The sequence below is a fragment of the Shewanella violacea DSS12 genome (assembly GCF_000091325.1).
Classification (GTDB): domain Bacteria; phylum Pseudomonadota; class Gammaproteobacteria; order Enterobacterales; family Shewanellaceae; genus Shewanella; species Shewanella violacea.
The window spans coordinates 1361373-1377795 of sequence record NC_014012.1; the positions used below are offsets into that span (position 1 = coordinate 1361373).

10 protein-coding genes are annotated in these 16423 nt (G+C 44.7%); 6 read left to right on the plus strand and 4 right to left on the minus strand.

Annotation, left to right across the window (positions count from 1 at the left end):
• Positions 1–8: 8 nt before the first annotated feature.
• The gene (locus tag SVI_RS05460) at positions 9–518 is read right to left on the minus strand and encodes a GNAT family N-acetyltransferase (RefSeq protein ID WP_041420225.1); all 510 of its coding nucleotides are present in this window, start codon (positions 516–518) and stop codon (positions 9–11) included.
• Between the two features lie 345 nt (positions 519–863).
• Between SVI_RS05460 and SVI_RS05465 the strand changes: the two genes are divergently transcribed.
• From SVI_RS05465 to SVI_RS05480, 4 genes are all read left to right on the plus strand, one after another.
• Positions 864–1973: an efflux RND transporter periplasmic adaptor subunit gene (locus SVI_RS05465; protein ID WP_013050452.1), complete on the plus strand. Its 1110-nt coding sequence runs from the start codon at positions 864–866 to the stop codon at positions 1971–1973.
• The gene (locus tag SVI_RS05470) at positions 1973–5074 is read left to right on the plus strand and encodes a multidrug efflux RND transporter permease subunit (RefSeq protein ID WP_013050453.1); all 3102 of its coding nucleotides are present in this window, start codon (positions 1973–1975) and stop codon (positions 5072–5074) included. The genes SVI_RS05465 and SVI_RS05470 overlap by 1 nt, the downstream gene beginning before the upstream one ends.
• Positions 5075–5428: 354 nt before the next feature.
• Positions 5429–9061, plus strand: a complete 3633-nt coding sequence (locus tag SVI_RS05475) for a pilus assembly protein (protein ID WP_041419722.1) — start codon at positions 5429–5431, stop codon at positions 9059–9061.
• A 61-nt stretch (positions 9062–9122) separates the two neighbouring features.
• Positions 9123–9437 (plus strand): TapY2 family type IVa secretion system protein, encoded by a 315-nt coding sequence (locus tag SVI_RS05480; RefSeq protein WP_013050455.1) that lies wholly within the window; start codon positions 9123–9125, stop codon positions 9435–9437.
• Positions 9438–9528: 91 nt separating this feature from the next.
• On the opposite strand, the gene SVI_RS05485 is transcribed toward SVI_RS05480, so the two are convergent.
• The 3 genes from SVI_RS05485 to SVI_RS21835 are packed head-to-tail and all read right to left on the minus strand — an operon-like array spanning position 9529 to position 12026.
• On the minus strand, positions 9529–10911 hold the full coding sequence (locus SVI_RS05485; RefSeq protein ID WP_013050456.1) for an ATP-binding protein: 1383 nt from the start codon (positions 10909–10911) through the stop codon (positions 9529–9531).
• A complete protein-coding gene (locus tag SVI_RS05490) occupies positions 10901–11614 on the minus strand; it encodes a response regulator transcription factor (RefSeq protein ID WP_013050457.1) in 714 nt (237 codons plus the stop codon). The genes SVI_RS05485 and SVI_RS05490 overlap by 11 nt, the downstream gene beginning before the upstream one ends.
• Before the next feature lie 46 nt (positions 11615–11660).
• Entirely contained in the window at positions 11661–12026 is a 366-nt protein-coding gene (locus SVI_RS21835; protein ID WP_013050458.1) for a PepSY domain-containing protein, read from the minus strand.
• Positions 12027–12323: 297 nt separating this feature from the next.
• On the opposite strand from SVI_RS21835, the gene SVI_RS20670 reads away from it, so the two are divergent.
• Both SVI_RS20670 and SVI_RS05505 read left to right on the plus strand, forming a co-directional pair.
• On the plus strand, positions 12324–13373 hold the full coding sequence (locus SVI_RS20670; RefSeq protein ID WP_013050459.1) for a choice-of-anchor H family protein: 1050 nt from the start codon (positions 12324–12326) through the stop codon (positions 13371–13373).
• A 372-nt stretch (positions 13374–13745) separates the two neighbouring features.
• Complete coding sequence (locus SVI_RS05505) at positions 13746–16208, plus strand: TonB-dependent receptor (protein WP_013050461.1); 2463 nt, start codon at positions 13746–13748, stop codon at positions 16206–16208.
• Positions 16209–16423 lie beyond the last annotated feature (215 nt).

Here is a 16423-nt window from a genome sequence, read left to right on the forward strand (position 1 = left end):
CATCGAATTTAATTGTTTATCTGGATATAGCCCATCATTACTAAGTCTTTATCTTGGCTGGTGTATTTATCAAAAAGCTGTTGGATATCATTTGGGGCTTGGATATCTTGGCTAAATCCATGATTTTGGTAAAATCCCACCAAGTGTGGCAGAGCAAACAGATAGGTTTCGTTTGATAGCAGTTTATCTGCTATTCCATTCAAGACTTGATGACCTATGCCTTTGCCTCTGTGGTCCGGATGTACCAGCATACCTATCAGTAAGTTAAATTCTCCGATAGGCCTAAGCCTAATAGCTGCAATAATCTGCTTAGCTTTGATGTCTGAGTCATAGTGACAAGTGTGCTGATCATCATTTATCTGTTTTGCTTTGATGCCAGAGTCTGGAGACAAAGTTTCAACATCATTTATCAATAAGGCTATCTGCTCTTTTCGACTAATACGTGCGTAGGGCATGTAACTGCGGTAAAAGCCATAGACGCCTCTGCGATTTTGATTGTCTAGCCAAATTAATTGCAATTTGTATGTCTCATAGGTGCCAAGCATCTTGGCGGTGTGGATTATCGAAGCAGTTTATACCAATTGCCATTAGCCTTCACTCAAGAGATAAAGGGAGTTTAGATTGGCTGCATTGATTATTTAGTCATGTGTTTAATGGGGATAACTTGTGTCTGGCGGTGTTTACTTGTGTGGCTTTGGTTTGCCCCTAGTTACAGAATCGTTTCCAGTCATGGCCTGTTACAAGATATTGTCTAATAAACACTAGAAATTTGCGGTGCTTTACAAAGCTTTACCCTATGAAGGCTAGTTTTTCTTTAAAATAGTGGCAATTCACCACCCTTGGTATTAAAAGATAAATCATCAATGAAAAAAAGTCTGCTGTTGATCCCCATTCTTATCGTGATAGCCCTTGTCGCTTCGTTCAGTAGCTTGACTCAGGCGCACAAACCTAATGATAAGTCGGCTCGTGCGCCGCGTGTAGTACCAGTGGTTACTGGTGTTGTCGAACAGCATCAGTTATCTCAAACTATCTCCTTAGTAGGCAAGTTGCAGGCGGATAAATCAGTTTATATTTCCCCTGAAGTCGCGGGTAAGATAAAAGTGATTCATGTGACCGCGAACCAAGAGGTCCATGCCGGTCAGCTGCTCATCCAACTCGAAGATGCTAAGCCTCAGGCTAGTGTGTCAGAGGCTAAGGCTTACCTTAAGGATGAACAACGTAAGCTAAAAGAATATCTCAAGCTTATTGATCGCAACGCCATCACCCAGACTGAGATCGATGCACAAAGAGCCAGTGTTGATATTGCAACCGCCAGACTCGGGTCGGCTAAGGCCGAACTGGAATTTAACTATATTAAGGCGCCATTTTCAGGCACAGCTGGCTTACTGGATTTCAGCCTCGGAGCCATGGTGACGGCTGGAAGTGAGCTGCTTTCCCTCGATGACCTCTCATCTATGCGCGTCGACTTGCAAGTACCTGAAAATTATCTCTCTATGTTGAGTGTCGGTATGACGGTCACAGCGACCAGCAGAGCCTGGCCCGATAGTGCCTTTACCGGTCACGTAATGGCTATCGACTCTCGTATTAATCAGGAGACCCTTAATCTTAAGGTACGGGTCAAATTCGATAATACGGATCATAAACTAAAGCCTGGCATGATGATGTCGGCGAGTCTGAGTTTTCCTGCCGTATCAGAACCTGTTATCCCGGTACAAGCCATTGAATATTCTGGTACCAAGCGATTTGTGTATGGGGTTGGTGAAGATCAGTTAGCCAAACGAATTCAAGTGACTCTAGGGGCGCGAATTCAAGATGAAGTCATTATCACAGATGGACTCAGCGTGGGTGATCGCATCGTAGTCCAAGGTTTAGTCAATATGCGTGACGGCTTGAGAGTAGATGAGCTTTCAAACCAGGATGAGTCTATCACTGCAGGACATACCTTAGGTGAGCCCCAGGGAGACAGAAGTTAATGTTGATCTCTGATATCTCGGTTAAACGCCCAGTCGTTGCTATCGTGTTAAGCCTGCTTTTGTGTGTATTTGGCGCCGTTTCCTTCTCTAAGTTGGCGATACGTGAAATGCCCGATGTGGAAAGTCCAGTTGTGACTGTGATGACCACCTATGATGGCGCTTCGGCGACGATCATGGAGAGCCAGATCACCACAGCGCTGGAAGATGAACTCACAGGCATAAGTGGTATCGATGAAATAACTTCCGTTACCCGTAACGGCATGTCGCGGATCACCATTAGCTTCGATCTCGACTGGGATCTTACCGAAGGGGTGAGTGATGTTCGTGATGCGGTAGCACGTGCCCAGCGCCGTTTGCCCGACGAGGCAAATGATCCAATCGTCTCCAAGGACAATGGCTCAGGTGAACCTTCAATTTATATCAATCTTAGCTCGTCTGTGATGGATAGAACCCAGCTGACTGACTATGCCAAGAGGGTGTTGGAAGACAGGTTTAGTTTGATCACTGGGGTGAGCTCGGTGAGTATCTCCGGCGGGCTTTACAAGGTGATGTATGTGCAGCTCAAACCAGAGTTGATGGCAGGGCGTAATGTCACTACCGCAGATATCATTGCCAGCTTAAAGGCCGAAAATATCGAAACACCGGGCGGTGAGGTCAGAAACGACACCACTGTGATGACAGTGCGTACGGCCAGGCTCTACAATAATCCAGAAGATTTTGATTACTTAGTGGTTCGAACCGCCAGTGATGGCACGCCGATTTATCTTAAAGATGTCGCCTCGGTTTTCGTTGGCGCCGAGAATGAAAACTCTACATTTAAGAGTGATGGGGTACCAAACTTAAGTTTAGGCATCATAGCTCAGTCCGATGCTAATCCATTAAAGGTGGCAAAGGCTGCCCATATCGAGGTCGAGCGCATTCAGCAGTTTCTGCCCGAAGGGACTCAGCTTGTGGTGGATTACGACTCCACGGTATTTATCGACCGCTCAATTAGTGAAGTCTATAGCACGCTATTGCTCACAGGTGGACTGGTTGTCCTGGTGCTGTATATTTTTATCGGTCAGGCGAGAGCAACACTTATCCCTGCCGTTACCGTACCGGTTTCGCTTATCTCGGCATTTATTGCCGCTAATATCTTTGGTTTCTCGATTAACTTGCTTACCCTGATGGCCTTGATTCTGTCTATCGGCCTAGTAGTGGATGATGCCATCGTTGTGGTGGAGAATATCTTCCATCATATCGAGAAAGGTGAACCTCCTCTGTTGGCCGCTTATAACGGCACACGGGAAGTGGGGTTTGCGGTCGTTGCTACCACGGCGGTGCTGGTGATGGTTTTTCTGCCAATCTGTTTCATGGAAGGCATGGTTGGACGCTTGTTTACCGAGTTCTCCGTTATGCTGGCTATGTCAGTTATCTTTTCATCTATCGTGGCGCTAACGTTAACGCCTGTGCTCGCCAGCAAGATGCTTAAAGCGAATGTTAAACCCAATCGTTTCAATGTCTGGGTCGATTCTAAGCTTAATAAGCTAGAAGGTGCCTATCGACTCACAGTGGTCAAGGCTATTCAATTTAGGTTTGCCGCGCCTGTGGTGATCATCTTGTGTATTGTCGGCAGCGCCGCCCTGATGCAAGTGGTGCCATCTCAGCTGGCACCCCAGGAAGATAGAGGGGTGATCTTTGCCTTCGTTAAGGGGGCTGAAGGCACCAGTTATAATCGCATGACGGCTAACATGGATATTGTTGAAAGCAAGCTAATACCGCTCTTAGGTCAAGGGGTGATCAAGTCTTTCAGCGTGCAGGCGCCTGCATTTGGTGGCCGGGCCGGCGATCAGACGGGTTTCGTCATCATGCAGCTCGAAGACTGGGAACATAGGGATATTAATGCTCAACAAGCGTTGGCAATTGTCGCTAAAAGCCTGGAGGGGATCCCTGATGTGATGGTTCGCCCCATGTTGCCAGGCTTCAGGGGGCAATCCAGTGAGCCGGTGCAGTTTGTGATCGGCGGTTCTGATTACAAGGAGCTGTTCAAGTGGGCCGAAATTCTTAAGGAAGAAGCCATTCACAGCCCTATGCTGGAGGGGGCCGATCTCGATTATTCTGAGACAACCCCTGAGCTGGTGGTGAGCGTCGATAGGCAGCGCGCCGCTGAGCTTGGGATCAGTGTAGCCGAGGTTTCAGAAACCTTAGAGGTGATGCTTGGAGGGCGCAGTGAGACCACATTTGTCGATCGCGGTGAAGAGTATGATGTTTATCTTAGAGGCGATGAGAATAGCTTCAATAGCATGGCGGACTTGAGTCAGATCTACATGCGTTCGAGTAAAGGTGACTTGATCACACTGGATTCGATAACCCATATCGAAGAGGTAGCCTCGGCCCAAAAATTGAGTCATACGGATAAGCAGAAATCCATCACTCTTAAGGCCAATTTAGGTGAAGGTTATACCTTAGGCCAAGCCTTAGATTTTCTCGACTCCAAAGCCATAGAGCTCTTACCCAGTGATATCTCGGTGAACTATACAGGCGAGTCGAAAGACTTTAAAGAGAACCAGTCTAGTGTACTTGTGATATTTGGACTGGCTCTGTTAGTGGCTTACCTAGTGTTAGCCGCTCAGTTTGAAAGCTTTATCAATCCTATGGTGGTGATGTTTACTGTACCTATGGGCGTCTTCGGTGGTTTTCTAGGCCTTTACCTAACTGGGCAAGGGCTGAACATCTACAGTCAGATAGGCATGATCATGTTGATCGGCATGGTGACCAAGAATGGCATCTTGATCGTAGAATTTGCCAACCAACTACGTGATAAGGGGCTTGAGATAGAGCAGGCGATTATCGATGCTTCGGCGCGCCGTTTACGTCCTATCCTGATGACGGCATTCACAACATTAGTGGGTGCCGTTCCCTTGATCATGTCAACGGGAGCGGGTTCTGAAAGCCGTATTGCCGTGGGGACTGTGGTCTTCTTCGGGATGGCATTCGCCACGTTCGTGACTCTTTTGGTTATTCCGGCCATGTATCGATTAATTTCGGCGAAAACCACTTCACCCGGTTTTGTAGAGGCCCAGCTAGAACAAGCCATTAAGGCTCAAGCTGTGAGGGATTAAGCTTTGGCAGTCTGCTAATACCGTTTGGTATTAGCTCTATATTCAAAGTCAGTAAGCGTAAGCTTGCTGACTTTTTTATTTACTAAGGTCTAATTTATCGGTTCTAAGGTTTATACCGATTGGTATTATCTGCTGATGTATTTAATATTGTTGAACATAAATAATGTAAATATAGTTATTATCAGGTGTTACCTATTGTAATAACTGTTTCTTAAGTGTTAAATGCTCCTCTTGTACGACTTAGGACTTATTGAGTGGCGTTATCCGCTGAGTATAGGTCGTGTTCTAGGGGAATAAATTGACTTGTTTGTATTAGTCGATTTGCTGTTACCAACATTTAAGAAAACAACAACCATGATTAATTTCTGTTTTGCATTCATTGTTAATGCAGTTAAATCTCAAGGGCAAGTTTTGCCTTTAGCTAAAATTATCTCACTAAAAAATCATAGTTTCGGCCTATTTTTCGGTATCGTTTTGGCCATATCTGCTGCACCTTTCTTCTCTTTTGCAGATGATACTCAGCTCTATGTCTTCGAGTCTACTGCACGTACAGGTGCGCGTCCTCAGATGCTAATTATTTTTGATAATTCTGGCAGCATGGGGGCAAGAGTCTATGATGTCGATGCGCCTTATGTGAAAGGAGCGGGAGGGCTAAAAGTGGGTAATTTCGCTAAGACTGGTAAGTTGTATTACAGCCGAGGTCCGACCAATAAAGCTAATTTACCTAACCCGGATAATGCTGATGAAAAACGCCAATTTTCAGGGGCCATAAACGGCTGCCAAAGTTCATGGCAATATCTCAACAAATACGGTGTATTTACCGGTTTCTTTCGTGAGTACCGCTTCGCCGGTTCTAATGGAACATGGAAAGAAATCACCGGATCCAATGCTAACAATGCCTTGGCAATCGATTGTTTTGAAGATATCCAGGATAGTAAGTGGCGCAATGCCGCGGGTGCAGACCCAGGACTTCCCGTCGATAGTTTAGGTACTCCTTCTTCCCTTATTAATTATACTGTAGCAAGTGCTAGTTCAAACTCTAAGACTAAACGAAATGCGACAGACAAAGCGGCGTTAACTGGATTTGGTACAGGTCGAGTCATTACTGTTTACACCGAAGATTATTTGCGTTGGGAGCATGGGGTCAAAAATAAGGTCACTAAGACACGACTCGAACTGGCCAAAGATGCGATTAAAAATGTGATCTTGACCACACCGGGCGTCGACTTTGGTTTGTCGATTTTCAATATGAACGGGCCTGGGGATAATCAACGCGATGGCGGACGGATTATTTCTGGCATAAAGAACATGTCGTCAAAAGGAAAAATAGATCTGCTGACGAGTGTACAAAGTATTACTTACGCACAAAACACGCCATTGTGTGAAACCTTGTACGAAGCCTATCGATACTTCTCTGGGCAATCGGTACTGTTTGGTGATGACGATAGCGATTATATCTCTTATGACCGTTGGGGCAGGTACCGAGGAATTTACAAATCAAATCGAAATTCGCCTCTAGACCCAGATATCCTCGATGCTGGTGTATACAGTTCACCACTTAAAAAATGTCAAGATAAAGCCTATATTGTCTATATCACAGATGGTGAGCCGACCGTGGATAGCGCTGCTAATCATGCGATTCAATCTTTGACTGGTGGGGTCGATAAGCATACTGCTTACCCAGTTAGCTATCTAAGTGCCATGTCCAGTTGGATGAATAACCATGATGTAAACCCTAAAGAGCCTGGGGTCCAACATGTATCAACATTCACCATAGGTTTTAGTGAAGGAGCAGCTAGTGCTGCCTCATTGTTAAAGAAAACCGCAGCGGTTGGTGGGGGGAGTTACTTCGATGCCACCAATGCCAAGTTGTTACAAGGGTCTTTGCAGCAAGCAGTAAATAAAATCCTCGAAAAAAATGCCAGCTTTACTTCACCTGCGGTGGCGAGTAATAACTTTAATCGAACCCAGTCTTTTGAGTATGCATATTATTCGATGTTTCTTCCTAATAAGGGTCCACGTTGGACAGGTAACATAAAGAAGTTCAAGGTGACCGGAAGTGGCGATATTATCGACCAGAATGGAAAAAATGCCATAGGTGGTGATGGCAATATTAAGGCCGAAGCCTGTTCATATTGGACACCTAAGTCAGTATGCGATGCAGGCGGAGATGGTAATGAAGTGATTAAAGGCGGCGTGCTTTCAGCTATGCAGCATGCACGTTCTCGAACCCTTTACAGTAATTTGTCTTCGGAAATGACAATATTAACTAAGAGTGAAGCCGCTGATTTTGCAGGAGGTAGGGACTCGTTAGCTAGCTACATGGGGGTGGAAGAATCTCAGCTAGCGTCATTGTTTTCATGGACTAGAGGCTTAGATGTCGATAATGATAAAAATCAAAAAAAAATCTCGACTCCTAAATCAAATTGGCGTACCGATATCATGGGGGATGCGCTGCATTCGAAACCTTTAGCGTTAAACTTTGGTGATAAGGCTAATCCAGATATTAGGGTCATGGTTGGGACTAACCACGGTTTCTTTCATATGTTTAAAGATGCAGGCGCAGAAGTATCAGAGTCTTGGGCATTTATTCCTTATGAACTACTACCTAATCTTAAAATCTTAAGGGCCAATGTTCCTACCGGTGTTCATTCAGTTTATGGCATAGACGCTAGCCCAGTTGCTTATACAAAAATGGATGATTCAGGGATTGAGACGGCTTGGGTATTCTTTGGCATGCGTCGAGGCGGAGGCAGTTATTACGCCATAGATATCAGTGATCCTGATTCACCTGAATTTATGTGGAAAATAGATTCAAATTCCGAAGGCATGTCTGAGTTAGGCCAGTCTTGGTCAACGCCAGTAGTGACAACGATTCAAGGCGAAAGTGGTGAGCAGCCGGTATTGATTTTTGGTGCAGGATATTCCCCTGCAGGAAAAGACAGTGCCAGCATTGGCAGTGTGGATACTAAGGGACGTGGCGTGTTTATTGTTAATGCACAAGACGGTGAGCTTATTCATCACTTTGGCGTAGGCACTTCTAGTGGTACTCAAATCCCAGGCATAATTGATAGTATTCCAAGTTCAGTAGCTGTCTTAGATGCTAATGATGATGGTAAAACCGATCGTATCTATGCCACAGATACGGGAGGGAATGTATGGCGTATGGATCTGGCCACCTCAGATAAATCGACTTGGTCGGCATTTAAATTTGCTAGCTTAGGTGGGGGCTCATTATCGTCAAATCGCCGCTTCTTCTCAGGTCCCGTAGTGGCCCAGACTATGTTTAATAATATCTCTGAGGTTGAATATAATGTTAATGGCGCTACCAAAACCACTATTACCTATCAGAATATCCCCTATGACGCTGTAGTTGTGGGCAGTGGTCATAGAGCCATGCCTTCGGATCTGTCTCGTGCCGATATGTTTTTTACCCTGCAAGATAGAAATGTCGCATTAACGTCTTTTAAGTCGGGTAATACTAAGGTCAAAATACCTGAGCCATTAACTTTGGCCAACTTATACGATGTCAGCGCTGCAGAGCCTAAATCGAAAGCTGAACACCTTTCATTTGGAAAAACCCGTGGTTGGTATTATGACTTTAGTCGCCGTGGAGAGAAAAACTTATCCTCAGCGACCATCATCAATGGACGGGTATTTTTCACGTCTTATGTACCTGGCAGCTTAGTAAATAGTGATCAATGCTTAATTTCCGGTAAGGGCTACTTATACAATTTCGATCTACACAAGGGACAGCGTGATTTTGAATATCGAAAGATTAACGATTCTGTGCCCGATACTCCGCAAATGATCATTCCTCCTAGAGATGCAGATGTCGATGGAAATCATCCGCCAAGCAATATCTATCTGATAGGTATTGGCAATGCGGTACCTAATGAAAAGACACAAGCTGGCTGTGAGCCTGGAGATCTTAATTGCGTTGGTGGTGGGTTAAGAGCAAGTAAAATATATTACTTTCAGCATTAATTAACTGATTTTAAGCATGAGCTTAGTTATCTATGAAACTTGTTAAGTGTGGGAATTGACCGTGAATAGTAAAATTATTATAGCCGTATTAGTCATGATGTTGTGCTCCAGTGCTACTTTGGCCCAGGAAAGTCGTGAAGAGTATAAGTGCCATCTGATGACAAACCAGGGAGATCGCTTGTTACGATTCTCTTGGTTTCCGAGTCGAGCCGATAAGTATATGGCTCAACTTCCGGGAACTAAATTAGCTGATTTGGGATTTTATTCTGGGATACCTCTGTATGTTAAAGACGTACTCGAGTGTGTCAGGTTTTCCGAGAGATTTAATTCCTCCCAAGCACGAGTCATAGATGAAGAGATGGTGGGTCAGGGCTAAATAATCAGTAATAGCATCACTTGTTTGGAAATGACTTGCTCAGTTTTTACTGACAAGTGATGCTATTTTATCTTGCAGGGATTAGCCCAGATTAACTGAAACACAGGCTAAATTTGGCGCCGCCCAAGGCATCTGAACGGGACACAGAAAGTTGGCCTTGATAACTGTCCACCAAGTCACGCACTATGGCCAGTCCTATACCGTGTCCCTGTTGGTAGGAGTCGGCACGTATACCACGTTCGAATATTTCACTTTCCAGTTCCTGTGATACTCCCGGGCCATCATCCTCTATGTTAATGCAGAGTTTGGCGTCTTCCATGGAGACGCTCAGGTGTACTCGGGCCTTTGCAGCTTTGCAGGCATTGTCGAGTAAGTTACCTAAAATTTCGGTTAAATCGGCCTCGTCACCCTTGAAAATACACAGTTCATCGACACTTGTGCTTATCTCTATCTGAGGTTCGCGATATATTTTTGGCAAGGTTCTGACTAATTTATCAGACACGGATACGACATTAATGCCTAAGTGCCAGGAGGCGCCCGCTGCAGTCTGGGCTCGTTTGAGTTGATAGCTAATGATGCGGCTGATGATATTAGTCTGCTCGAAGGAACTCTGGCTGAGATCTTTCTGGCTTTGAATCACCGCCAGTGGAGTTTTTAAACTATGGGCCAGATCAGCCAGGGCATTGCGGTAACGTTTTCGCTGGCGCTGCTCGGTATTGAGCAAGGTGTTGAGTTGTTTCGCTACAGCTTGTAGCTCATTGGGATATTTTGCCTTGAGCTCCATGGCCTTGCCTTGCTCTATCTCATTAAGTTCTCGCGTAAACTGAGCCAAGGGCTTGAGGGTCCAAAGCAGCCAAGCTAGCTGAACTAAAACAAGGAAAACCATCAAGATCAGTAACCAGCTCCAAAGACGTTTACTGAAGAGATCTATCTGGTTCTGGTAATCGAGCTGATCTTTAATGATGTGTACCGTGATTGGGAAGGCGACATTGTCAACACTCTGGCCATCAGCAGATATGAGATTACGCTGAAAACTGGCGCTGTAGCTATAGATAATATGGGGCTTACCATCAATCTCTAGCTGCTTAAACTCACTTTTACCTATCTCAGGTTGTGGCAAATTATCGGGTAAATCTAGCCCTAGAAATGAGTTGGATTGCCAAGTGACTCTGTTTTTTTTATTAACAGGATTTGCAGTTGAAATGAGTGCAAATAGACCCGATTGAATCACATTAAATTGATTCTCCGCTAAAGATTCGGGCATCATAAGTTGGCCGTTATCCACTTCAGTCACGGCTAAAATTGAGTAGAGATAGGCTTTCAATTCATTTTTTGCCGATGCCGAGACCTGCTGCTTGAATGCATCGTTCAGGGTAAAACCAATCAAGGGCAGTAAGACAAGGATCAACAAGAGAGCGCTGATAATCAGGCGCGCCTTGAGTGAATTCATTAGGTTTGACAGCTTATCTAGCATCTGGCTTATCTTCGGTGCCTTGCTCGCAGCGAGCCAGTGGTATTAAACGATAACCTTGTCCCCTCAATGTTTCTATCAGGCCCAGCTGGTTGTCAGGATCTAGCTTCTTACGCAACCGGCGAATAAACACCTCTATCACATTAGAGTCTAAGTCGAAGTCTTGATCGTATATATGCTCAATCAGTACAGTCTTAGATTTAACTTCCCCCAGGTGCAGCATAAAAAATTCAAATAGCTTGTATTCCGAGCTGCTTAAACTCATCAAGTGACCGGACTTTTTTACCTCTAGGGTACTGGTATTTATGCTGAAAGGTCCATTGTGGACCAGTGGGCTGGCTTTACCTGCCGAGCGACGTATTAAGGCATTGAGGCGGGCTATCAGCTCTTGAGGGTGGAAAGGCTTAGTCAGGTAATCATCGGCGCCAGCATCTAAGCCTGCTACCTTATCTTGCCAGCTATCACGGGCGGTTAAGATCAAGATAGGAAAGTCTACCTCTTGCTCTCTGAGCCTGGTGATAAGTTCAATACCGTTAAGCTTAGGTAAGCCCACATCTATGATCCCGGCATCATAGTTATGCTCACAGCCCTGAAATAAACCATCTTCGCCATCACTGGCCACATCCAAGGTAAAGTTAGCATCGAGCAGGTGCTGCTTTAAGTTTTTTTGTAGTTCTAAGTCATCTTCAACTAACAATATTCGCATTGGCTTATCTCTGTAAAATTTGTAGTGATCACTTTTCAGGTTGAAATTAGTTTCTACGCACACTGCCGGTTCTGGCGTCGACGGACACATAAAATACCGCGCCAGAGCTGGATAATAACTTGACCCGGTAAGCTGGACTGCCCTGGATTTTGATCGATTGCACCTTGAGTACCTTGCCTGGATATTGACGTTTCACTAATTGAATAGCTTGTTGAGAGCTAGTGACTTTTAACTTTTGAGGAGACTTTTTAGCGTGAGCAGCCATGCTCATCGAACTTAAGCTAACCGCATTGATAGAGCTTAAAGCTGAAACCCTAGATAGATTAGTCACACTCGTGGCACTGCCCTGCAGTGGGAACAGTAAACAAGCCGATGTGATTAAAGCTAATGTTAAGCTTGAAGCCAATTTCATTGAGTATGTCCGATGTTAAAATGCCTTTATTCGTTATCAGTGTAAATATCCCATTCTTAAGACACAAGTTTTAAACAGTCAGTCTAAGCAAACAAACAGATGAACTCGTCAGTTCAGAGGCTAAAGGTGACCTTACTCTTATAACCCAGCTAACATGAACCCAAGATGACAATGCTTGATATGACAGAGCCTGAGGGCGATCACCTCGAAATTTTACCTTATGCATTTTTAACGTTCAGCTTATGTTCACCTTAAATCGTCTTTAATGACCTTAACCAAGGTAATAAAGAGGTTCTGATGATGAATCATAATGTGAACAATAATCATGCTAAAGCGATAACTGGCCTAATCATAGAGACAGGAGTTGGGGCAAGTTCAGCGAGTAAATCTAAGCTTAGCTGCAGCAAACGAATATCCCTATTAACTCTGCTTGTAGGGGCTTGTATCACATTTAACCTAAGTGCCTATGCAAGCGAAGAAGCGATAAATAGCTCAGATACTCGCTCTACTCAAGGGGTGTTCTCTGTCGGTGGGCAAACCCCTTCACTAAGCGCTATGAGTGACAATGAGTTAGATGCACAAGTTGGAATGATTGCAGATGAAAATGCTCTGTTATCGTCGCAACCAAGTCCAAGATTAGCTTGGCTAGAGAAAAAAATGATTACGCTTAAGCCAAGCAGTTTTAATCCTATGGACATAAAGACTCGCGAACAGGTGATTAGCGAGCATAAGAGTGGTGATATCTCTGCTAAGTATTCTCTGCAAAAAAATGGGATGAAAACAGTAGCTGATGATGCTCAGTCGACTGTGCCCAAGGCCTTTTCTAATCCCATTTACCATGAATTTTCAATCTATGAAGCTAGCAGTCGCTTATTCGTCGATGATGACGGTGACGGTTTTTATCAAACCTTTAGTGTGACTTTTGATGCAGATGTGTACGGACTCGATGCGGTCGAGGTCGCCGATGTCTACGCAGAGATCTATTTGAGCCGAGATGGGGGCCCTTGGGTGCATTATGACTCCACCGATGTATTCTCTATCGTGGGTGAGTCTAGCGATGATGATTATGAAGTATTAACTAGCCTGCATTATGGATATTACACCGATTATTACGATGTGCTTATCGACCTCTATGAAGTAGGTTTCGACGATATTGTCGCCACGATAAGCTCAAACGATACCGACAATCTCTATGCCTTACCCCTGGAGAGTAGTGATCGCGATGAGGTGTATATAGATGGTGGAGATTCTAGTAGTGAAGGTTATGGCGGCGGCGCTATTTCACTGTTATCTCTATTGGGATTGGGGATTATTGCCAGTCTGAGAAGAAAAAAATGTAAATATTGATTGGTGTCTGTTGGGTTCATTAGTGAATAGTAGGCCAAAGTGAAATGGATATTTGAGTTTGGCCTTTTAATGCCTAGCTTTTATGTCAGGAATTTATTGAGGTTGGAAGTGTTATTGCCGCCTATTTATTCGATGAAGATAATGCATGGCCCAACCCCCATCCCAGCTAACTTATCTATAAGTCTATAAGCCGTTGAGTGATTTATAAGCACATCGTTAATGCTATCGGTGCTCGTTATGTGAAAATTATTAAGATGTTTGCGTAAATGGGTGTCAATGTCACTTTTTTTGCACGGGTATGCGATGTATTTGTTGTAATGCTATCAATAATCATTATCATTCCGCCCATAATACTAATGGGAGATAATATCGATGCAACAATTTCGTTTTTCACTACTTGCTGTCGCTTGTGCATCTAGTTTTTTTCCTGGACTTCTTTCTGCTAATGAGCAGGTTAAAGTGCCAGAAAAAGTGCAAGCAGAAGAGCTGGAAAACAAGGATGTAGAGCGTATCACTGTCTATGGAAGACAAAACCAAGTGGTCATGAATTCGGGTCTAGCGACCAAGTCAGATATGTCGTTAATGGAAACACCAGCGGCCGTAGTTATCGTCGATGAAGAGCTGATCAATGCTCAAGGCGTGAATAATTTGCAAGATCTGGTGCGCAATATCAGTGGCGTGACTCAGGCGGGTAACAACTATGGTATTGGTGATAATTTAGTGATCCGCGGACTAGGTGCTAACTATACCTATGACGGTATGTATGGCGGCGCAGGACTTGGTAACACCTTCAATCCAACACGCTCTCTGACTAATGTTGAATCGGTAGAAGTGCTCAAAGGCCCTGCGACAGGTTTGTATGGTATGGGTAGCGCTGGTGGCGTGATTAACCTTATCGAGAAGAAGCCTGAATTTGAGAGTCGCCACGATATAGGTGTCGAGCTGGGTCAATGGGATTCCTATGCGCTAAGTATCGATAGCACGGGCGGCTTGACTGACAAGCTAGCTTATCGTCTTGTTGCTAAAACGGCTCGCAGTGACGGCTATCGTGATATAGGTACCGATCGCGATGAAGTCTATACGTCAATTAAATATGTGTTCGATGACAGCCAGGACTTGATGTTGTCGGCTTCTTATATCAAGGATGCCATCGCAGTCGATTCCATTGGTCATCCAATTCGAATCTATAATGCTGAGTCTGTCGGCGGGAAAACTGCCGGAGAAGCCAGTTGGGAAGATTTAATCAATGACCCAGAAGGCAAAGGTATTCAACTTACCGATGAGCAACGTAAGCAACTAGCCGACTCTTTGGCCGATAGTGATGGTTTAACCCCCTATGAATTTGGTCATAACGGGATTATCTCGCCAATGGCCAAAGATAACCAAGGTGACGAGCTGAGATTTAAGCTGACTCATAATATCTACCTCAATGAGAATCTATTTCTCAACCAGCAGCTGCAATATCGTGATTATAGCTCAGGTTTTGCCCGTCAAACTGGCGCATATAACTATGTATATTGGGATCGCAGGGGCACCATCAATGCTGACCCTCGTGCGCCACTGCTTGAAGACGGTGTACTCTACCCGTTTGCGGCTCGCCGTCAGGAGTATCGTCAGGTCTCGGCCGATGAGACTTCTTGGCAGTATTTCGCCGACTTGAGATATGACTTCGAATTGGCAGGCATAGATAACGAGCTGTTAGTTAATGCGAACTTCGAAGACCGTGATATTCGTTTCAAACAGTACTCAATTTACGATGCCGATAAGGTCATAAAGAACAAGGCCGGTGATGTCATCTATCAGGGGCAATTGCCTTACATCTACGATATTCGTAATCCAAATTGGGCTGAAGGCTCTTTTGAAGATCACGACCCTCTGATGACCAGTAACTACAACAAGAAGGTGAGTGCCTGGGGCGTAGGCCTACAGCATGTCGGCTATTTCGGCTATGGCTTTACCACACGAGTCGGTGTTGCGTTTAACGAGATTAAACAAAGCTATGAGCACTTCGGTGTCGATAAAAGATATCGTGCCAGCGCCGCCGAGCCAACGCCTGAAGCGGATACCACAGATAATGGCATTACCTATAACTTAGGTGTTACCTATATGCCGACCGATGACCTGTCATTTTTCGTCAATCATTCCAAAGGCCGTACGGCTTATAGCATGTTAGGCGGTGTTGAAGGTGATGGTTCGGATAGACTGGATTCTGAGTCTATCAGTGATGACCTAGGCATGCGTATTAAGGCATTTGATGATCAGATGTTGACCTCCTTGGTGTTCTTTAAGAGTTCACGCACTAATCTGCAATACTCAAACCCTGATTATGAAGAAGGTGTTTCAGGACCAAATGTACCGAAAAGCTTCTATGACGGTAAGGAAGAGACCACAGGTGTAGAGTTAGACATGAATGCTCACCTCAATGAGCAGTGGATGATCAACGTTAACGGTGTTTATCAGGATGCACGTGATAAGAAAGATCCCAATCGCAGCAGCTATGATACTCGTCAAAAGGGCGTGCCTTATGTGACAGCCAGTGCTTGGGTCACCTATGGTGCCGATATGTTCTCACTTTCTAGCCCGATTGATATCAGCTTAGGTGCAAAATACGTCGACGATCGCAGCACGAACTCAAGCTCATTTGGTATTCCCGATGGTCATGTGCCAAGTTATACGGTATTCGATTCGGCCATCAGCTATCAGGCCGATAACTGGAAGCTACAGTTGAACGTCAACAACCTGTTCAATGAGACGTACTACAGCAAGGCCATGTTCCTCGGTGGCATGCCTGGTGAAGAGCGTAATGCCAAGCTGACCTTTAATTATCAGTTGTAAGGCGTAAGCTTCGAATTACGAAATTACGAATTACGAGCTAGCAGTTTGTAGAGTGTTTTGAAAGCGCAGCCTTGGGGCTGCGCTTTTTGCTAGTGGCATTTAGATTGTTTCAATTCTTCTATTTCAATCTAGCTGTTTCGATTCAGTGCAGATTATTAATTTTTTTGTGCTAGCTTATGTGTCTTGATTGTTAAATTTTCCATAAATAAAAAGAA